The 21,905-nt window shown below is 44.8% G+C and carries 15 protein-coding genes; all 15 read left to right on the top strand.

Annotation, left to right across the window (positions count from 1 at the left end; translation table 11 throughout):
- Positions 1-57: 57 nt before the first annotated feature.
- The gene (gene leuC, locus DWW60_RS06890) at positions 58-1,323 is read left to right on the top strand and encodes a 3-isopropylmalate dehydratase large subunit (protein WP_117874747.1); all 1,266 of its coding nucleotides are present in this window, start codon (positions 58-60) and stop codon (positions 1,321-1,323) included.
- Positions 1,324-1,344: 21 nt separating this feature from the next.
- Positions 1,345-1,833 (top strand): 3-isopropylmalate dehydratase small subunit, encoded by a 489-nt coding sequence (leuD, locus tag DWW60_RS06895; protein ID WP_117874749.1) that lies wholly within the window; start codon positions 1,345-1,347, stop codon positions 1,831-1,833.
- A gap of 23 nt (positions 1,834-1,856) precedes the next feature.
- A complete protein-coding gene (gene leuB, locus DWW60_RS06900; RefSeq protein WP_117874751.1) occupies positions 1,857-2,939 on the top strand; it encodes a 3-isopropylmalate dehydrogenase in 1,083 nt (360 codons plus the stop codon).
- Between the two features lie 27 nt (positions 2,940-2,966).
- Positions 2,967-4,637, top strand: a complete 1,671-nt coding sequence (gene ilvD / locus DWW60_RS06905) for a dihydroxy-acid dehydratase (RefSeq protein WP_015533540.1) — start codon at positions 2,967-2,969, stop codon at positions 4,635-4,637.
- Positions 4,638-4,670: 33 nt separating this feature from the next.
- Positions 4,671-6,344, top strand: coding sequence for a biosynthetic-type acetolactate synthase large subunit (ilvB, locus tag DWW60_RS06910; protein ID WP_022216081.1), 1,674 nt, complete (start codon positions 4,671-4,673; stop codon positions 6,342-6,344).
- Positions 6,345-6,860: 516 nt separating this feature from the next.
- The gene (gene serC, locus DWW60_RS06915) at positions 6,861-7,943 is read left to right on the top strand and encodes a 3-phosphoserine/phosphohydroxythreonine transaminase (protein ID WP_015533539.1); all 1,083 of its coding nucleotides are present in this window, start codon (positions 6,861-6,863) and stop codon (positions 7,941-7,943) included.
- 30 nt (positions 7,944-7,973) lie between these two features.
- On the top strand, positions 7,974-9,140 hold the full coding sequence (locus tag DWW60_RS06920) for a phosphoglycerate dehydrogenase (protein ID WP_015533538.1): 1,167 nt from the start codon (positions 7,974-7,976) through the stop codon (positions 9,138-9,140).
- Positions 9,141-9,166: 26 nt separating this feature from the next.
- Entirely contained in the window at positions 9,167-10,258 is a 1,092-nt protein-coding gene (gene asd / locus DWW60_RS06925; protein ID WP_015533537.1) for an aspartate-semialdehyde dehydrogenase, read from the top strand.
- Between the two features lie 221 nt (positions 10,259-10,479).
- On the top strand, positions 10,480-14,739 hold the full coding sequence (locus DWW60_RS06930) for an Ig-like domain-containing protein (RefSeq protein ID WP_117874753.1): 4,260 nt from the start codon (positions 10,480-10,482) through the stop codon (positions 14,737-14,739).
- A 192-nt stretch (positions 14,740-14,931) separates the two neighbouring features.
- The gene (locus tag DWW60_RS06935) at positions 14,932-15,498 is read left to right on the top strand and encodes an AAA family ATPase (RefSeq protein WP_015533536.1); all 567 of its coding nucleotides are present in this window, start codon (positions 14,932-14,934) and stop codon (positions 15,496-15,498) included.
- A 41-nt stretch (positions 15,499-15,539) separates the two neighbouring features.
- Positions 15,540-16,775 (top strand): DUF1015 domain-containing protein, encoded by a 1,236-nt coding sequence (locus DWW60_RS06940; protein ID WP_055223949.1) that lies wholly within the window; start codon positions 15,540-15,542, stop codon positions 16,773-16,775.
- Positions 16,776-16,794: 19 nt separating this feature from the next.
- Positions 16,795-18,678, top strand: a complete 1,884-nt coding sequence (locus DWW60_RS06945; protein ID WP_117874755.1) for a GlgB N-terminal domain-containing protein — start codon at positions 16,795-16,797, stop codon at positions 18,676-18,678.
- A gap of 15 nt (positions 18,679-18,693) precedes the next feature.
- Positions 18,694-19,605: a mechanosensitive ion channel family protein gene (locus DWW60_RS06950; RefSeq protein ID WP_117548774.1), complete on the top strand. Its 912-nt coding sequence runs from the start codon at positions 18,694-18,696 to the stop codon at positions 19,603-19,605.
- Positions 19,606-19,739: 134 nt separating this feature from the next.
- Positions 19,740-20,882 carry a CobW family GTP-binding protein gene (locus tag DWW60_RS06955; RefSeq protein ID WP_117874757.1) on the top strand — a complete coding sequence of 381 codons (1,143 nt, stop codon included), beginning with the start codon at positions 19,740-19,742 and terminating at the stop codon, positions 20,880-20,882.
- Between the two features lie 31 nt (positions 20,883-20,913).
- Positions 20,914-21,873: a TIGR03943 family putative permease subunit gene (locus DWW60_RS06960; protein WP_015533531.1), complete on the top strand. Its 960-nt coding sequence runs from the start codon at positions 20,914-20,916 to the stop codon at positions 21,871-21,873.
- Positions 21,874-21,905: the final 32 nt, after the last annotated feature.

Here is a 21,905-nt window from a genome sequence, read left to right on the forward strand (position 1 = left end):
GATATTATCAAGAGTAAGAATTTGTATTTAGAAACAAATGATAGGAGGACTATAAATATGGGTATGACCATGACTCAGAAGATTTTAGCTGCTCATGCAGGACTGCCATCAGTTGAAGCAGGACAGCTTATCGAGGCAGATTTGGATTTAGTATTAGGAAATGACGTAACAACTCCGGTCGCAATTCACGAGATGGAGAAGTTCAACAAGAAGGAAGTATTTGACAAGAAGAAGATAGCACTTGTCATGGATCACTTCACACCTAACAAGGATATCAAGAGTGCAGAGCACTGTAAGTGTGTAAGACAGTTCTCAGCGGCAAATGAGATCGAGAACTATTTCGATGTCGGAGCAATGGGTATCGAGCATGCGCTCCTTCCGGAGAAAGGACTTATCGTGGCTGGTGAGACATGTATCGGAGCAGACTCACATACATGTACATACGGAGCACTCGGTGCATTCTCAACAGGTGTCGGAAGTACAGATATGGCAGCAGGAATGGTGACAGGCAAGGCCTGGTTCAAGGTTCCATCAGCCATCAAGTTCAACATCGTTGGAGAGAAGGCAAAGTGGATCAGTGGTAAGGACGTCATCCTTCACATCATCGGTATGATCGGTGTTGACGGTGCGCTTTATAAGTCTATGGAGTTTGTTGGAGAGGGAATCAAGAACCTCACAATGGACGATAGATTTACAATTGCGAACATGGCCATCGAGGCAGGTGCCAAGAATGGTATCTTCCCTGTCGATGAGCTTACAGAGGAGTACATGAAGGAGCACAGCACAAAGTCATATACAAAGTATGAGGCAGACGAGGACGCTGTATACGATGCAGAGTACACCATCGACCTGTCACAGCTTAAGCCGACAGTTTCTTTCCCTCATCTCCCAGAGAATACAAAGACTATCGATGAGGTCGGAGATATCAAGATCGATCAGGTAGTCATCGGTTCATGTACAAATGGACGTATATCAGATATGAGAATTGCGGCGGATATCATCAAGGGAAGAAAGGTTGCTGACGGTGTCAGAGTTATCGTCATCCCTGGAACACAGGATATCTACCTTCAGTGTATTGAGGAAGGCCTCATGACTATATTTGTCAAGGCCGGAGCAGTGGTTTCAACTCCTACATGCGGACCATGTCTTGGAGGACATATGGGCGTTATGGCAGCAGGAGAGAGAGCTGTATCAACAACCAATCGTAACTTCGTAGGACGTATGGGTCATGTAGACTCAGAGGTATATCTTGCCAGCCCTGCTGTAGCAGCAGCTTCAGCCATCACAGGTAAGATCAGCAGCCCTGACGAACTTGGATTATAAAAGAGATAAAGGAGATAGATTATGAAAGCACATGGAACAGTACACAAATACGGTGACAACGTAGATACAGATGTAATCATCCCTGCAAGATACCTGAATTCATCAGACCCTGCAGAGCTCGCAAAGAGCTGTATGGAAGATATAGATAAGGATTTCGTAAAGCGCGTAAAGCCGGGCGATATCATGGTGGCAAGAAAGAACTTCGGCTGTGGATCTTCAAGAGAGCATGCACCTATAGCTATCAAGGCTTCAGGAATAAGCTGCGTAATCGCAGAGACATTTGCCAGAATCTTCTATAGGAATGCCATCAATATCGGACTTCCGATCATCGAGTGCCCTGAGGCAGCAGAGGCTATCCAGGCAGGCGATGACGTGGAGATCGATTTCGACAGCGGTATGATCTATGACAGAACCCAGGGAACAGAATTTAAGGGACAGGCATTCCCTCCATTCATGCAGGAGATCATCAAGAGTGAGGGACTCATCAACTATATAAATAGCAAGAATTAATAATCGAAAGAAGGAATAAGAAAATGCAGTGTAATTTAGCCGTAATAAAAGGCGACGGTATCGGCCCTGAGGTAGTCACAGAGGCTATGAAGGTTCTCGATACAGTAGGTAAAAAGTTTGGACATACATTTGACTATGAGCAGATACTCATGGGTGGATGTTCAATAGATGCAACAGGCGTACCGCTCACAGACGAGGCTGTGGCAGTTGCAAAGTCAAAGGATGCAGTTCTCCTCGGTTCTATCGGAGGAAATACATCCACATCACCATGGTATAAGCTCCCTCCAAATCTCCGCCCGGAGGCAGGACTTCTGAAGATCAGAAAAGAGCTTGGCCTCTTCGCAAACCTTCGTCCAGCCAATCTCTATGATGAGCTGAAGGAGGCATGTCCACTTAAGGCTGAGATCGCAGAGCGCGGATTTGATATGATGATGATGAGAGAGCTCACCGGTGGTCTCTACTTCGGCGAGAGACACACAGAGGAGGTTGACGGAGTTATGACAGCCGTTGATACCCTCACATACAACGAGAACGAGATCAGAAGAATAGCCATCAAGGCATTTGACATAGCTATGAAGAGAAGAAAGAAAGTCACATCCGTTGACAAGGCCAATGTCCTTGACTCATCAAGACTCTGGAGAAAGGTCGTTGAGGAAGTGGCAAAGGATTATCCAGAAGTTGAGCTTGAGCACATGCTCGTAGACAACTGCGCAATGCAGCTTGTGAAGGATCCTGCACAGTTCGATGTGGTTCTCACAGAGAACATGTTCGGAGACATCCTCTCAGACGAGGCATCCATGATCTCAGGTTCTATAGGAATGCTTTCATCTGCATCACTTAACGAGACAAAGTTCGGTATGTATGAGCCATCAGGCGGATCGGCACCTGACATAGCAGGCCAGAACAAGGCGAATCCGATAGCAACCATCCTGTCTGCGGCAATGATGCTCAGATACACATTTGACCTTGACAAAGAGGCAGATGCAGTTGAGAACGCTGTAAAGACGGTTCTCAAGGACGGATACAGAACAATAGATATCCACTCAGAGGGAACACAGCTCGTAAGCTGTTCCGAGATGGGTGATCTTATCTGCGAGAGAATATAGAAAGGACCATTATTGGAGGAGAATAAGATGAAGAGTGATAATGTTAGGGTTGGAATGCAGCAGGCACCACACAGATCTCTGTTCAACGCACTGGGCATGACAAAGGAAGAGATGGAGAGACCTTTAGTAGGTATTGTATGTTCATACAATGAGATAGTTCCAGGTCACATGAACCTGGACAAGATAGCACAGGCAGTAAAGATGGGAGTTGCCATGGCAGGTGGTACACCTGTTATGTTCCCGGCGATCGCTGTGTGTGATGGTATAGCAATGGGACACATCGGAATGAAGTATTCACTGGTTACAAGAGATCTGATCGCAGACTCAACAGAGGCTATGGCTATAGCACATCAGTTTGACGCGCTCGTCATGATCCCTAACTGTGACAAGAACGTTCCAGGACTTCTCATGGCAGCAGCCAGAGTAAATGTTCCAACAGTATTTGTATCTGGCGGCCCTATGCTTGCCGGACACGTAAAGGGAAATAAGACAAGTCTTTCAAGCATGTTCGAGGCTGTAGGTTCATACGCAGCCGGAACCATGACTGAGGAGGATGTATACGAGTATGAGTGCAAGACATGTCCTACATGCGGATCATGTTCAGGTATGTACACAGCAAACTCTATGAACTGTCTGACAGAGGCTCTTGGAATGGGACTTCCTGGAAATGGAACAATCCCTGCAGTATATTCAGAGAGACTTAAGCTTGCAAAGCATGCAGGAATGGCAGTTATGGATATGTACAGAAAGGGCATCAAGCCTAGAGACATCATCACAAAGGAGTCAATCATCAACGCTCTTACAGTTGATATGGCACTTGGATGTTCAACCAACTCTATGCTCCACCTTCCAGCCATCGCACATGAGATCGGTTTCGACTTTGATATCTCATTTGCAAATGAGATCAGCGCAAAGACACCTAACCTGTGTCACCTTGCTCCTGCAGGCCACACATACATGGAGGATCTCAATGAGGCCGGTGGTGTGTATGCGGTTATCAAGCAGCTTGCAGATGCAGGACTCATCAACAAGGACTGCATGACAGTTACAGGCAAGACAATAGGTGAGGCTGTTGCCAATAGTGTAAACAAGAATCCTGAGGTCATCAGACCTATGGACAATCCATATACAGTTACAGGTGGTCTGGCTGTACTCAAGGGTAACCTTGCACCAGACGGCTCTGTAGTAAAGCGTTCAGCAGTTGTGCCTGAGATGCTGGCTCACAAGGGCCCTGCAAGGGTATTTGACTGTGAGGAGGACGCAATCGCAGCTATCAAGGGCGGCAAGATCGTAGAGGGTGACGTGGTAGTCATCAGATACGAGGGACCAAAGGGAGGCCCTGGTATGAGAGAGATGCTCAACCCTACATCAGCCATCGCTGGTATGGGACTTGGCTCATCAGTTGCCCTTATCACAGACGGAAGATTCTCAGGAGCAAGCCGTGGAGCGTCCATCGGACATGTATCACCTGAAGCTGCTGTGGGCGGACCTATCGCTCTTGTTGAGGAAGGCGATATGATCGAGATCGATATCAACAACCTCAGCATCAAGCTCGATGTCTCAGACGAGGAGCTTGCAAAGAGAAAGGCTGCATGGAAGCCAAGACAGCCAAAGGTTACAACAGGCTATCTTGCAAGATACGCAGCTATGGTTACATCAGGCAACAGAGGTGCTGTTCTTGAGGTGCCAAAGAATTAATTGATCACAATTAAGGGAAAAGGAGAAAGTAAGATGTCAAAGATATCAGGTTCTGAAATTGTTATAGAGTGCCTTAAAGAACAGGGCGTTGACACCGTGTTCGGTTATCCGGGAGGAACTATCCTCAACGTATATGATGCCCTCTACAAGCACCAGGATGAGATCAACCATGTGCTCACATCACATGAGCAGGGGGCTGCCCATGCGGCAGATGGATATGCCAGAGCTACAGGCAAGGTCGGAGTATGTATGGCCACATCAGGTCCGGGTGCCACCAATCTTGTAACAGGTATAGCTACAGCATACATGGATTCCATTCCTGTTGTGGCAATAACAGCAAATGTAGGTGTAAATATGCTCGGTAAGGACAGCTTCCAGGAGGTAGACATTGCAGGTGTTGTTATGCCTATCACCAAGCACAGCTTTATCGTGAAGCACATAGATGATCTTGCACCGACCATCAGACGTGCGTTCAAGATCGCAAAGAGCGGCAGACCTGGCCCGGTGCTTGTGGATATAACAAAGGATGTAACCGCAGCGGAGACAGAGTATATACCAGAGACACCGGAGGTCATCGAGAGAAAGACAGACACCATCCGCGAGGAGGATGTGAACAAAGTCCTTGAGATGATCAAGGTTTCAAGAAGACCATTTATCATGGCAGGTGGCGGATGCATCATCTCTGACGCATCAGCAGAGCTTGCAGAATTTGCAGATAAGGTGGATGCACCAGTGTGCGATACACTTATGGGCAAGGGCGCATTTGACGGAAGAAGCGAGAGATATACAGGCATGATCGGTATGCACGGAACAAAGGTGTCCAACCTCGGTGTGTCAAGGGCAGATCTTGTGATCGTTGTTGGTGCCAGATTCTCAGACCGAGTTATCGGAAATGCATCCAAGTTCGCGCCAAATGCAAAGATCATACATATAGATATAGATGCAGCTGAGATAGACAAGAACATCCCTACAAATGCCAGCATAGTCGGCGACGCAAAGGAGGTCCTGAAGCTCCTCAACAGCAAGCTTGCCGCCCAGTCCAACAAGACATGGATGTCTGAGATCGAAGACCTCAAGAAGCAGAATCCTGACGTGTACAGCTTTGACACACTGAACGGACCTGCAGCTATCAAGAAAATCTACGAGCTTACAGAGGGTGATGCGATCATCACAACAGATGTCGGACAGCATCAGATGTGGGCAGCCCAGAACTATACATTCAAGGAGCCTAGGACATTCCTGTCATCAGGCGGACTTGGAACCATGGGTTACGGTGTTGGCGCAGCTATCGGAGCAAAGTACGGCAGACCTGATAAGACAGTCATCAACATAGCCGGTGACGGATGCTTCAGAATGAATCTGAACGAGATAGCAACAGCTGCGAGATACAACGTGCCTATCATCCAGGTAGTCCTGAACAACCACGTACTTGGAATGGTAAGACAGTGGCAGACACTGTTCTATGACCACAGATATTCCAACACCGTGCTTGACGATTCGGTAGATTTCGTCAAGGTAGCAGAGGGACTTGGTGCCATGGGAATCAGAGCCAACACCCTTGATGAGTTCGAGGCAGCAATGAAGACAGCCCTGACAGCAGGCAGACCTGTGGTAATAGATGTAACAATAGCGGGAGACGACAAGGTATGGCCAATGGTAGCTCCGGGAGCAGCCATCGACACCTGTTTCTCAGAGGACGATATGTAATATATACGCCGGCACAAGATGAAAAGGCACCATATTTGTGTGCATACATACATAAATATGGTGCCTTTATATATAATCCCCACTTGCCGACAGGCGAAAAGAGTGCTATAGTACAGGGATATAAGCGACAAACAAGTTTATTCACTTGAAAATATAAGATTTTAAGACAAAAAACTTGACAATCGCAAGCGGGATACACCAAAAGAACAAATATAAGTCAGAATTTTCACATAAATGGGAACGAAGGACATTTTTGTTAAGTAAAATATCTCGCACACATTTAATTAAGTCACAACAGATGATTTTGCCTTGAGCGAAGAACAAGATTGGAAATTGCTGTATTCCTTTCGCAGGGCATTTGAGGTCGCCGGTACTTGGCGATACAAAGTGAGCCTTAGTACCGCTGCAGACCGAAACGAGCGAGAGCGTCCCCAGAAAGGAATACAAGTATTGACAATCTGTTCGTCAGGAAGGAAAAATCATCGTCACAACTAAAAAGAAGGAGAGATAACAAAAATGGCAAGAGTGTACAACTTTTCAGCAGGCCCTTCAGTTCTTCCTGAGGTGGTATTAAAAGAGGCAGCAGAAGAAATGCTTGATTACAAGGGAACAGGCATGAGCGTAATGGAGATGAGCCATCGATCTAAGGCCTTCGACAATATCATCAAAGAGGCAGAGAAGGATCTCAGAGATCTCATGAACATACCTGACAACTACAAGGTGCTTTTCCTTCAGGGAGGAGCTTCTCAGCAGTTCGCAGCAATTCCAATGAATCTCATGAAGAATGGCGTAGCTGACTACATCATCACAGGTCAGTGGGCAAAGAAAGCATACGAAGAAGCAAAGAAATATGGAAAGGCAGTTGCAGTTGCATCATCAGCAGACAAGACTTTCTCATATATCCCAGATTGTTCAGATCTTCCAATAGATGACGATGCTGATTATGTATACATTTGTCATAACAACACTATATATGGAACAACATACCACACACTTCCTAACACAAAGGGCAAGATACTTGTTGCAGATATGTCATCAGACATTCTCTCACAGCCTGTAAATGTTGAGGATTACGGTATGATCTACTTCGGAGTTCAGAAGAACGTTGGTCCTGCAGGCGTAGTAGTGGCTATCATCCGTGAGGATCTTATCAGAGATGACGTAATGCCATTTACACCAACCATGCTCAAGTACAAGACTCAGGCAGATGCAGACTCACTCTACAACACACCTCCATGCTACGGCATCTATATCTGTGGCAAGGTATTCAAGTGGGTTAAGGAGATGGGCGGCCTTGAGGCTATGAAGGCTCACAACGAGAAAAAGGCCAAGATTCTCTATGATTTCCTCGACAGCTCAGAGCTCTTCAAGGGAACTGTAGTAAAGGAAGACCGTTCACTCATGAACGTACCATTTGTAACTGGTGACGCAGACCTTGATGCAAAGTTCGTCAAGGAGGCTACAGAGGCTGGATTTGTCAACCTCAAGGGTCACAGAACAGTAGGTGGTATGAGGGCATCTATCTACAACGCAATGCCTATCGAGGGTGTTGAGAAGCTTGTAGAGTTCATGAAGAAGTTCGAGGCAGAGAACAAGTAATATATAGTAACAGAAAAGGGAGAAAAAGACATGTCAGTAAAGATTAATTGCTTAAACCCTATCGCCAAGTGCGGTATGGAGCTTTTACCTGATACATATGAAGTAACAGACAATTTCGCAGATGCAGATGCAGTTCTGGTCAGAAGTGCATCCATGCATGATCTTGAGCTGTCAGACAACCTTCTGGCAGTAGCCCGTGCAGGTGCAGGTGTCAACAACATTCCACTTGATAAGTGCGCTGAGAAGGGTATCGTAGTATTTAACACACCAGGAGCAAATGCAAATGGTGTTAAGGAGCTTGTAGTAGCAGCACTCCTCATGGCTTCAAGAGATCTCGTTGGCGGTTACAACTGGGTCAAGGACAATGCCGCTGAGGCAGATATCGCCAAGATGGTGGAGAAGCAGAAGAAGAACTACGCAGGCAATGAGATCCTTGGCAAGAAGCTCGGTGTAATCGGACTTGGTGCCATTGGAGCAAAGGTTGCAAATGTTGCGCTTAAGCTCGGCATGCAGGTATACGGATATGATCCATATGTGTCAGTAGATGCAGCATGGGGACTTTCAAAGGATGTAAAGCACATCACAAATGTAGAGGATATCTACAGAGACTGTGATTATATAACAGTTCATGTTCCAGCTCTTGACAGCACAAAGGGAATGATCAATGCAGATGCATTTGCACTGATGAAGGACGGCGTGAAGATCCTCAACTTCGCAAGAGATGTACTGGTCAACGATGAGGATATGAAGGCGGCACTCGACTCAGGCAAGGTTGCAAAGTATATGACAGACTTCCCTAACCCAGCTATAGCAGGTTACAAGAACGTGGTAGCATTCCCACATCTTGGAGCTTCAACAGCAGAGTCAGAGGACAATTGTGCAGTTATGGCTTGTAAGGAGATCAAGGCATACATCAACGATGGAAACATCAAGAACTCTGTAAACTATCCAAACGTAAACATGGGACAGTGCAGTGATGTAGCCAGAGTTACTATCTGCCACAAGAACATCCCTAACATGCTCACCCAGTTCACAGGAGTATTCTCCAAGAAGGGCGGCAATGTATCAGGAATGATCAGCAAGGCAAAGGGCGATTACGCATATTCTATCCTTGATATCGGTGTAGAGCCAACAGCAGACGACATCGCAGAACTCTCAGCAATCGAGGGAGTTGTTAAGGTAAGAGTCATAAAGTAATAAAAGATAAATAGGAGAGAAGAAAAATGAGTGACAAGTTAAAGGTAGGTATCCTTGGCGCAACAGGTATGGTAGGTCAGAGATTTATCTCACTTCTTGAGAACCATCCTTGGTTCGAGGTCGTTACAGTTGCAGCCAGCCCAAGAAGCGCAGGCAAGACATACGAAGAGGCAGTTGGTGACAGATGGAAGATGGATACACCGATGCCAGAGGCAGTTAAGAAGCTTGTAGTATACAATGTCAATGAGGTAGAGAAGGTTGCTGCCACAGTTGATTTTGTATTCTCAGCAGTAGATATGACAAAGGATGAGATCAAGGCTATAGAGGAGGCTTATGCCAAGACAGAGACTCCTGTAGTTTCAAACAACTCAGCTCACAGATGGACTCCTGATGTTCCTATGATGGTTCCAGAGATCAATGCAGACCATGCAGAGGTTATCGAGTTCCAGAAGAAGAGACTTGGAACAGAGAGAGGATTTGTTGCAGTTAAGCCTAACTGCTCAATCCAGAGTTACGCACCTGTACTTACAGCATGGATGCCATTTGAGCCATACGAGGTTATCGTAAGCACATATCAGGCAATCTCAGGAGCAGGTAAGACATTCAAGGATTGGCCTGAGATGCTTGGCAACATCATCCCATATATCGGTGGTGAGGAAGAGAAGTCAGAGAAGGAGCCACTCAGAATCTGGGGTAAGGTAGACAAGGAGAATGGTGTGATCGTTCCTGCAGAGGGAATCACTATCACAAGCCAGTGTATCAGAGTCCCAGTTCTCAACGGACATACAGCAACTGTATTCGTAAAGTTCAGAAAGAACCCTACAAAGGAGCAGCTTATTGAGGCTATGACAAGCTTCAAGGGCGCGCCTCAGGAGCTTGGTCTTCCAAGTGCACCAAAGCAGTTTATCCAGTACCTTGAGGAGGACAACAGACCACAGGTTGCTCTGGACGTTGACTTCGAGAAAGGTATGGGTATCAGCGTTGGACGTCTCCGTGAGGATTCAGTATATGACTGGAAGTTCGTTGGCCTTTCACACAACACTGTAAGAGGTGCTGCAGGTGGTGCAGTTCTCTGTGCAGAGCTTCTGAAGGCTAAGGGATATATCACAAAGAAGTAATAAATTATATGGATATTTGAAGTGTCTGTGCTAACAATATCATAAAGATTTGCCGGGATAATGTTGCTGCTATGAATTGAACATGTTCCGGCAATTTTTTTGTTTTGCATGGCGTTATATTATGCAGTATTATTGATAACATTATGTTGACATTGCACAAACAGGTATACTAAAATTAGATTAATTGTAAATAAACCATGAATTACTAAGGGAGGTATTTTATGAGAAAAGGGAAGAGATGGCTGGCAGCGGCTGTGAGTGCAGCGATGATTGTCCAGTCACTGGCCAGTGTTGGCCCGGTTTATGCAGCGGATGATGGCGTATCCATAGCTGACACGTTTACGGATTCGTCGTTTAGAAGCTATGTGTCGAGTAATTTCGATACAGACAGTAATGGTTATCTGTCAGATGCGGAGATCTCGAATGTAACATCTATAGATGTTTCGAAGTGTTCTCCTGCTATATCAAGTTTGAATGGCGTAGAATTGTTCACCAATCTGTCAAAGCTGGATTGTAATGAGCAGTCTATAAGGAATCTTGATATAGAGAATCTTGAGAATCTTGAATATATAGATGTCTCAAGTAACAGAATAGACAGTCTGACATTGCCGGTAAGTGCAGAGAAACTTACATATCTTGATATAAGTGGAAACAAGATCACAAGCCTTACATCTCTGGCTGATTACAATAATCTTGTACTGCTCAATGCCAATTCAACAAACCTTTCATCGATAGATGTCAGCAATATGAAGGGGCTTAAGGTGCTTGGCGTAAGTGGAACCACCATATCAACACTTGATCTTGGCTCAAACATGGAGCTTACAACACTTTATTGTGACAGCATGCGTTCACTGCCTGTCCTTGATGTGTCAGGTCATGAGAAGCTTAAGAATCTTTATTGTGCTGGAGCAAAGAGCGACAGTGGAGTTGTTGTTCGTTCGTCAATTACCAAGCTTGACGTATCCGGTGATATAGTCCTTGGTTCGCTTGATTGTTCAAATAGCTATGTGGCTGAGCTGAACATAGACAATACCCCGGCGCTTACAACACTTGATTGTTCTAACACGAGACTTACATCAATAGATGTGTCAAAGAACACAAGTCTTAGCTACCTTGATGTCAGCAGCAATGTTCTGGGTGCGGTGGATTTTACTGCGAATACAGCACTTAGAGAGCTTTATGTCAAGGATACTGGCATAAATAAGCTTGATGTATCTACTCTCACCAATCTGGTTAATCTTGACGCATCATCAAATTCTCTTGCAGAGCTTGATATAGTATCAAACAGTTTATTGGAGAAGCTTTATATTTCAGACAATAATATCCAGGGTATAAAGCTTGATGGTCATCCTGACCTGAAAGAACTTGAGATTGACAACAACAATCTTGTGGCCATAGATATATCAGTGTGTCCTAAACTTTATGGCGATGATGGTGTGTTCAGTTGCAGTGGGAATAGCAGGGATATAACACTTGATACTACGAACTATGATTATGATTTTAGCGATTTTTCAAAAGACTATGGTTTGCATAAGGCGTGGTATGACTATGAACTTCCTGTTGCTGTAGATAACAACGGCAAGCCTTTAACAGATGATAATGGGGTTGAAATTCATAAACGAAACAAGAATACTACAGGATACGCAGGAATACAGGGCATAGATGCCAGCAATGAGGCGTCATCCGTGACCGGAGGACAGCTTGATGGATATATATTTACAGCGGAGCCGGATGCGGAGAAGATTACATACAATTACTATACAGGAGCAGGAATGGGGAAGGTCAAGTTCACACTCAACATTCTTAACCCGCTCAAGGTCACAGTATGGTATACAACTGATGGAAATGTTGTAAAGTCAGACAGTTCTACACTCAGCTTCAGAGTTGGTGATACGACTACACTTACAGCTACGGATGACGAAAAGAATCCACATAAGAACATAACATGGAGTTCGTCAAATGAAAGAGTTGCACAGATAGACAGGGAGACAGGAGAACTGACCTGTGTTTCGGCGGGAACAGCTCAGATTAACATTCTGCTGAATGATCGTGCTATAGGATATGTGAATATGGAGTGTCACAAGCCTGTTACCGGACTTTATCTTGTAGATCAGAACGAGAAGGATGATGCAGGCAACCAGATAACATACGAGAATGGCGCAGTCATCAACATGGACTGTGGAACATATCCAAGAAATGGCTCTAAGAAGCTGGATGTAAAGTGTGTTACCGAGGATGGTCTTGCGTCCAAAGAGATATCAGGATTCACTTGTAAGGTGACTGATGCGGATGGCAAAGAAAACAATAAGGTTTTGTCGTTTAATACATCAAGTAAGACTATAACAACAAGAGGTGCAGGAATCGCATTCCTTCATTTTACATCAACTGATAATCCTGATGTAGAGACAGTAATTCAGGTAAATGTTGAACAGAGAGTAAACAGCGTGACACTTTCACAGTCTAGAATGACGATCATTGCAGGTGGAAGCAGTAATCTCGTTGCTACGGTTTCTCCAAATACTGCAGTGGAGCAGAGCGTTGCATGGTCATCATCAAATGAGAGCATTGCTACGGTCGATGCCGAGGGAAATGTGAAGGCAGTCAATCCGGGAGAAGCTGATATCATATGTACATCTGTTGATACTGAGCAGGTGTACGGCAAGTGTCATGTGACTGTACAGCCGCCTGTAAAAGGTTTGACTCTCAATATGAACAGTGCAGAATTGCTGCTCGGAGCAGATACGGAAAGCAGAACAGTATCACTTGAGGCTGTTATCGATGCGGATGATGCAAGTATTTACAAGAATTTGAAGTGGACATCGTCAGATACAAACGTTGCTTCGGTGTCATATAGTTCAACAGATAAGACAAAGGCTACAGTTACTGCCAGATCAGCAGGAACTGCTGTTATCAGATTTTCAATTTCAGATGATGAGTATGTGGATTGCAACATTACAGTAAAGCAGAGAGTTACAAGCCTTAGAATAAACAGAGATAAGACAACCATATATGCAGGTGACACGATGCAGGTTACAATTACTGCATCTCCTGCAACTGCATCGAATCAGGAAGTCATCTGGGCATCATCAGACGAGAGTGTTGCAAGCATTGACAAGGATGGTTTGATAACAGCCCTCGACAGAGGAACCACAGTTATCACAGCTACAGCAGTTGATGGAAGTGAGAAAACAACATCATTCACTCTTACAGTAAAGAAGTATGTAAGTGCTATAACACTTGACAAGGAGAAGCTCACTCTGTATGTGGGTGAACGAGGAACTGTTAAGCAGACCGTACTTCCAGAAGATGCAAATGACAGAAATGTTATATGGCAGTCAAGTGATCCGGGTGTTGCAACAGTATCAAACGGAACAATAACAGGTGTTAAAGCCGGAACAACAACAATAACATGTACTGCAAGAGATGGAAGTAACATATCAAAGACATGTGAGGTCACTGTTATTCAGCAGATTTCATCCATAGTTCTTGCTGAGACTAACAAGACAGTAAATGTTGGCGATAAATTTGTAGTAAATACAACTATCAATCCAGAGGATGCAGCCAGTGCAGCACTGAAGTGGACATCATCAAGTGATGCAGTTGCAACAGTAAATGAGAACGGTGAGATAGTAGCTAAGGGCCGTGGTACAGCGACTATCACATGCGAGGCTGTCGAAGGCATTGAAGGAAGAAAGGCCAAGGCAGCTCTCAGACTTACAGTTAACCAGCCGGTTACAGGAATAAAACTTAATCAGACAAAACTGAATCTGTTTGTGGGTAAACAGGGCAGAATAACATCGACTGTAGCTCCTGCTAACGCAAATAACAGAAATGTTGAGTGGACAACTTCTAACAGCAAGGTAGCAACAGTAAACAATGGTACGATCAAAGCAGTATCAAAGGGAACAGCAGTTATCACATGTAAGGCTAAGGATGGAAGCGGCAAGCTTGCAAAGTGTACTGTTACGGTTTCACAGCCTGTAACATCCATCAAGCTCAATGCAACAAACAAGACTATCAAGAAGGGTGCTACATTCACACTCAAGGCAACTGTAGGTCCTGCAGCGGCAAACAATAAGGCGGTTACATGGTCATCATCGAACACCAAGGTTGCAACAGTTTCGTCAACAGGAGTTGTCAAGGCTGTTAGAAAGGGTTCGGCAGTTATCACATGTAAATCAAAGGACGGAAGCAATATTACTGCCAAGTGTACAATCAATTCAGTTATTATGGTTTCTTCGATCAAGTTAAACAAGAAGACAGCAACCATAAAGAGAAAGGGAAAGATAACACTCAGGGCAACAGTAGGTCCTGCAACTGCAAACAACAAGGCAGTTATCTGGGTTTCTTCAAATAAGAAGATAGCTACCGTAACAACAAGTGGAACAGTAGTAGGTAAGAAGAAGGGCCGTGTGGTAATTAAATGTAAGGCTAAGGATGGCAGTGGTAAGTACGCAAAGTGTACAATCATAGTAAAATAAAATATAACAACATATAGTTGGAATATATGATCTTAATCGTCAGGCCTGCAAAACAGGTCTGACGGTTTTTTACGTATATTGTTCTTTGCTGTTCTTTATTTTTATTTAACGTTAAAAAATGTTGTAAGCAAATAGCAATTGTGATAAACTATTAGAAAAATTGATTTCATTTACATGGAGGCATTTATAGATATGAAGAAGCTTATTTTAGTTACATCACCACCAGCATGTGGAAAGACATTTATTTCAAAGCAGGTTGCAAAGGCACTTCACAATTGTGTATACCTTGACAAGGATACACTTATCGTGCTTTCAAAGCAGATATTTGTGGTTGCCGGACAGGAGTACAACCGTTCATCAGATTTCTTCCAGAAGGAGATCAGAGATTACGAGTATTACTGTGTGCTGGATCTTGCATTTGAGGCATTGGATTACAATGATACAGTTCTCATCAATGCTCCGTTTACAGAGGAGATCAGAGATGATGAGTATCTTGACAATCTTCGCGCTAAGCTTGCAGAGAAAGATGCAGAGCTCTTCGTTATCTGGGTAAATACAAGAAAAGATGTATGTCATGAGAGAATGATCAAGAGAGCTTCAGACAGGGATACATGGAAGCTTGAGCACTGGGATGAGTACATCAACAGCCAGAACTTCAATCCGCCTACAAACATCAAGGATCTCTTCATTTTCGAGAACTCATCAGAGGAGGAATATGAGGATTCGATCAAGAAGGTTGTCAAGGCTGTAAGAGGTTAATTGGCACATACAATAAAATATTTATGACAGGAGTAGAGAATATGGCAACAATCAGAAGTTTTAGAGCCTATAGACCGAGACCAGATGTTGCAGGCAGAGTAGCTGCCTTGCCATACGATGTGTATAACCGTCAGGAAGCAGAGATAGAGGTCAAGCGCGAACCATTATCATTTTTGAAAGTGGACAGAGCAGAGACATCCTTTGGACCAGATGTGGATACATATGCTCCATGTGTATATGATAAGGCTGGTCAGCTGCTTCAGGGCATGATAGATGATGGAACATATATCATGGAGCGCAGACCAGTCTATTATATTTATGAGCTTATCATGGATGGCCGGCATCAGACAGGACTCGTGGCATGTTCTTCTATAGATGACTATATGAATGGAGTCATCAAGAAGCATGAGAATACCAGAGAGGACAAGGAGATAGACAGAATAAAGCATGTCGAGGCATGCGGAGCACAGACGGGACCTATATTCCTTGCGTACAGAGCGATAGATAAGGTTGACGAGATCATCGATAGAGTGAAGAAGGGTGATAAGTTGTACGGCTTCACATCACCTGACGGGATCACTCACAACGTATGGATAATAGATGGCCAGGAAGATATAGACACCATCAGAGCTGCATTTGAAGGAGTGGACGATATCTATATAGCGGATGGACACCACAGGGCGGCATCGGCCGTCAAGGCGGGAATCCATATGAGAGAGAAGAATCCGGGATATACCGGGGACGAGGAATTCAATTATTTCCTCTCTGTACTTTTCCCTCATGACCAGCTTATGATCATGCCGTACAACAGAGTGGTAAAGGATCTCAACGGACATGACAAGCAGGAATTCATGGATGAGGTTTCAAAGATATTTGATGTGACAGCCAGTGATGTTCCGGTGGAACCACAGGTCAAAGGACAGGTGGGAATGTACATGGATGGAAGCTGGTACAGACTGGATGTCAGAGAAGGTATTGTTCCGGATGATGTCGTGGGCAGACTTGACGTATCGGTACTTCAGGACAATGTGCTTGCACCGATACTTGGAATACAGGATCCGAGAACTGATCAGAGGATCATGTTCGTAGGTGGAATCAGAGGACTTGCAGAGCTTGAGCGTCTGGTGGATGGAGGAATGGCGGTTGCATTCTCGATGTATCCGACATCCATCACTGAACTGTTCGACATTGCAGATGCGGGACTTCTCATGCCTCCAAAGTCAACGTGGTTTGAGCCAAAGCTCAGAAGCGGAATATTTATACACAAGATAGACTAACATTAGGAGAAGGGGTTTTATGGAGATATTTGTATTGAAATCAGATGAGGTTGCAGCGATAACAAGGGGTACGCATGGCAACCCTCATCATATTCTTGGTATGCACCAGTGTCTTAATGACTGCTATGTAAATGCATACCTTCCGAGGGCTACGGCTGCGTTTGTTCTCAGGATAAATGAAGAAACGGGCGAGCCGATATTTAAATATCCTATGACCGAGATAGGTTCACAGGGATTTTTTACAGTGAAGATCGAGGATAGCGGGGCATTTGCATATAAGCTCATAACAGAAGGCGAGCAGGCGGCTGAATTCTATGATCCGTATTCATTCGGATACAGCGTGGATCCGGTCAATGTCATGAAGGTGGTAAATGGAGACGATGGAATATTGTCGGATTTCCATGTAAAGGATCTGTTTGGAGCAAGACAGATCACGCTCGATGGTGTACATGGTGTATCGTTCTGCATGAATATGCCGGGGGCAACCAGGGTCAGTGTGGTCGGAGATTTCAACGGATGGGATGGACGCGTGAATCCTATGAGAAGGATTGACTACACTGATATGTTTGAGCTGTTCATTCCGGGCGATCTCATGAATACCAGATACAAATTCGAGGCATTATACAGAGATGGAAATACAGATATATTTGCAGACCCTTACGCTGAGGTTTATGAGGTGGCACCGGGAAATGCGTCGGTACTTGCAAAGCTTGAGTATAGCTGGTCAGACTCTTCATATATGAAGAAGAGAGGCAGTGTATCTGCCCCGGTAAATATATATGAGGTCCACATGCCGACATGGAAGAGAAACTCAGATGGATATCCTCTTAACTATCTCGAATTTGGCAAAGAGGCTGCCATGTACGTGAAGAATATGGGATACAACTACATACAGTTTATGCCACTTATGGAATATAGAGATGACAATGGCTGGGGTTATGATACCGTGGGAATGTTCGCTCCGACATCGAGATTTGGATCACCTACGGAGTTCATGGCCATGGTCGATCATTTCCACAGCAAGGGAATAGGCGTTATCATGGATATGGTATCTGTGAGGGATGTGGATTGTATCGCATATTGGATAGATACATATCATCTGGACGGAGTAAGGCTGGAGGATGAGGAGCTTATCAGAGCGCTGAGAACAAACCTCGGTACTGCAGGTGATGATGTTATGACAGATCTCAGGTGGAATAATGAGGCTGTGTCCAGAGTGACAGATTTCATGATGATACCTCCTGTGAACAGAGGAAGCTTTACGGATTATACATGTGGTATACCATTTGATGAGAAGGATGATACCGTATGGGCGCTCAGCCATGATGAGGTTGCATATGAGCGTGGAAGTTACGCATCCAAGATGTCGGGTGGCTATGAGGACAAGTATGCTGATCTCAGACTTCTGTTTGGTCTCACCATGTCACTACCGGGAAGAAAGCTGACGTTTATGGGACAGGAATTAGGCGGATTTGCCGGGTTTGACGGAAGAACCCAGATCGACTGGTCGGTTCTTGAGTTCGATGCAAACAGCTATTTTCAGAAATATATAAAGGAACTCAACAAATTATACGATACAAAGAATGCTCTGTGCGGTGATGGCAGGGACCTTGCCGGCAGTGCACTTGATATACAGGAGAAGGGACAGGTAATATCATTTGTAAGACATGGTTTGGATGTCGCAGATGATGTGTATATTGTCTGCAACTTCGGACTTAAAAATGTGACAGGATATAAGCTTCCGGTTGAGACGGATGGAAAGTACAGAGAGATCTTCTCAAGTGATAACCTGAAATACGGAGGCGAGGGCAACAATAACAAAGGATATGAGACTGCTGCGGATGGCGTGATAGAAGTGAGTGCTCCTGCACTGTCATTTGCAGTGTTTGCCCATGTAAAATAGGAGGAATAGACATTTATGCTATTGATTGGTGATCTGTATAACATGGCGGCTGATACTGCGACCACAGAGAGTGTGGTCGGGGATGCTGTGAAGGAGGCAACGGATCAGGTGAGCATCATAGGACAATATATCCAGAAGCTTACAGACTGGTGCATGTCCAAGCTGGGCAGTATTGTAGTGGCGGTCATATTCATGGTTGTCTGCTTCAAGCTGGTGAAACTTCTGCTCAAGATACTCAGGAAGAGCTTCGAGAGATCAAAGCTTGATCCGAGTGTTGCAGGATTTTTCATATCGGCGGTCAAGATCGTCATGAATGTTTTGATCGTGCTCACTGCGGCGAGTATCGTGGGATTTCAGATCACATCATTCATAACCATACTCGGTACAGCAGGCGTTACCCTTGGACTTGCACTCCAGGGAAGTCTGTCAAATCTTGCGGGCGGGCTGCTGATACTCATACTGAAGCCATTCAGGGTCGGAGATTATATAGTGGAGAACAATACCCACTGTGAGGGAACAGTAGTGTCCATAGATATATTCTATACAAGACTTATAACCCTCGACAACAAATCAGTCGTCATACCGAATGGTAACATATCCAATACATCCCTTGTGAATGTGACTGAGCACGATATGAGGAGAGTGGAGATACCATTTTCCGTTGCGTATGACTCCGATATGGAGAAGGTCAAGAGAGTCACACTTGAGACCATAAAAGATGTTGACGGTTTCCTTAAGGATGAGCAGGTTCTCTTCTATATAGATGAATTTGCTGACAGCGGTATCAATATGTATGTGAAGTTCTATGCGACGATAGAGAAGTTTTTCGATGCCAAGTGGGATGCCATGTGGAAGCTCAAGAAGGCATTTGATGAGAACGGCATAGAGATTCCGTTCAATCAGGTGGATGTGCACATGAGACAATAGTTCATTAACACACATAAAATGCTTGATTTCTTGCAAAAATAAAGGCAATCGAGTATAATCATGTGGATGTAGGTATCAAAGACTGTGTATTTACTGCACAGTCTTAATATAAATTTGTTTAAGGAGTGATTGATATGACAAAGATTGATATTATCTCAGGCTTCCTTGGGGCCGGTAAGACAACGTTGATCAAGAAACTTATTGAGCAGGCATTTAAGGGCGAGAAGCTGGTTCTCATAGAGAACGAGTTTGGTGAGATAGGAATCGATGGCGGTTTCCTGAAGGATGCCGGCGTTCAGATCACAGAGATGAACTCAGGTTGTATCTGTTGTTCACTGGTCGGAGATTTCGGTACTGCACTTAAGCAGGTTATCACAGATTACACACCTGACAGGATCATCATTGAGCCATCAGGAGTTGGTAAGCTGTCTGATGTTATCAAGGCAGTAAAGGATGTATCAGGCAATCTTGATGTTGAGCTCGACAGCTACACAACAGTTGCCGATGTGTCAAAGGTTAAGATATATATGAAGAACTTCGGTGAGTTCTTCAATAACCAGATCGAGAGTGCCAACACTATCATCCTGAGCAGAACACAGACAACCACACAGGATAAGATCGAGAAGGCTGTAGCCATGATCAGAGAGAAGAACGATCATGCAACCATCATCACAACTCCATGGGATGAGATCGATGGAGCAGCCATCAGAGAGGCTATGCAGAACTACAAGTCTCTTGAGGAGACTATGATGGATGAGGCCAAGAAGGGACATGATCATGACCATGACCACGGCGATGAGTGCACATGTGGCTGTCACGACCATGACCATCATCACGACCATGAGCATCATCACGACCACGATGAGCACGAGCATCACCACGATCACGACGAGCACGAGCATCACCACGACCACGATGACCACGATCATCATCATGATCACGACCATGGCGATGAGTGCACATGTGGCTGCCATGACCACGATCACCACCATCATCACGCAGATGAGGTATTTACAAGCTGGGGCAAGGAGACTCCTCACAAGTACAATGAGGACAAGCTCAGAGAGATCCTTGACACTCTGGCTGACACAGAGAAGTACGGTGTTATCCTCAGAGCAAAGGGTATCGTTCCTAGCGATGCAGGTGAGTGGCTGTACTTTGATCTTGTACCAGGCGAGTTCGAGATCAGAAAGGGCAAGGCTGACATCACTGGTAAGCTTTGCGTAATAGGAAGCAAGCTTAAGGAGGACGACCTTGCAGAATTGTTCGAGGTTTAAGCAGGTTGTTCTATGATAAGGAGTTAATATGATGGGACGTCAGAATAAAGAGATACCTGTATATGTGTTCATGGGATTCCTTGAGAGCGGTAAGACAACATTTGCCAAGGAGACCCTGATGGACAGAGGCTTTACAGGTGGAGCCAAGACACTTCTTCTCGTCTGTGAGGACGGAGAGGAGGAGTATGATCTTGAGGCTCTGAAGAAGGCTAATATATATACAGAGTTCATAGAGGAAGATCAGCTCACCACAGACCATCTCCTTGACCTTCAGGACAAATACAATCCGGAACAGGTCATGATCGAGTACAATGGTATGTGGAAGCTCGATAAGATATTTGAGATAAGGGTTCCAAAGGGATGGACGGTTGTCCAGGTTATCTCATTTGTGAATGCGGAGACATACGATGTGTACTCACAGAACATGAAGGCAACCATGGTTGAGCAGTTCAACAGTGCGGACATGGTCATCTTCAACAGGTGTGATGAGAATTCCAAGATACCTGAGTGGAGAAGATCCATCAAGGCGGTGAACAGAAGAGCACAGATCATCTTTGAGATGAAAGATGGCTCCATTGCACCTGAGACAAATGAACCTGAGGATCTGCCATACGATGTGAGCGCAGATGTGATAGAACTGCCGGATGACGATTTCGGTATCTGGTATGTGGATGCATCTGACATGAAAGAGAGATACGACGGCAAGAAGATCCACTTCAAGGCCATGGTATTTAGACCTAAGCAGTACGGCAGCAATGCATTTGTTCCTGGAAGATTCGCCATGACATGCTGTGTTGAGGATATCCAGTTTGTCGGATTCAAGTGCTATTATCAGGGTGCTAAGAATCTTGTGGACAGACAGTGGGTTGATGTCACAGCCAAGATAGGCTACGAGTATTACCCAGATTTTGAAGGTGAAGGACCTGTTCTCACAGCAGAGAAGGTCACGCTCACAAGTGCGCCTGATGAAGAGGTAGTATATTTCAGTTAAGAGTTGAGCAGCTCCCTGAATACATGATATTT

The sequence above is a fragment of the Coprococcus sp. AF16-22 genome (assembly GCF_003461545.1).
Lineage (GTDB): Bacteria > Bacillota > Clostridia > Lachnospirales > Lachnospiraceae > Coprococcus > Coprococcus aceti.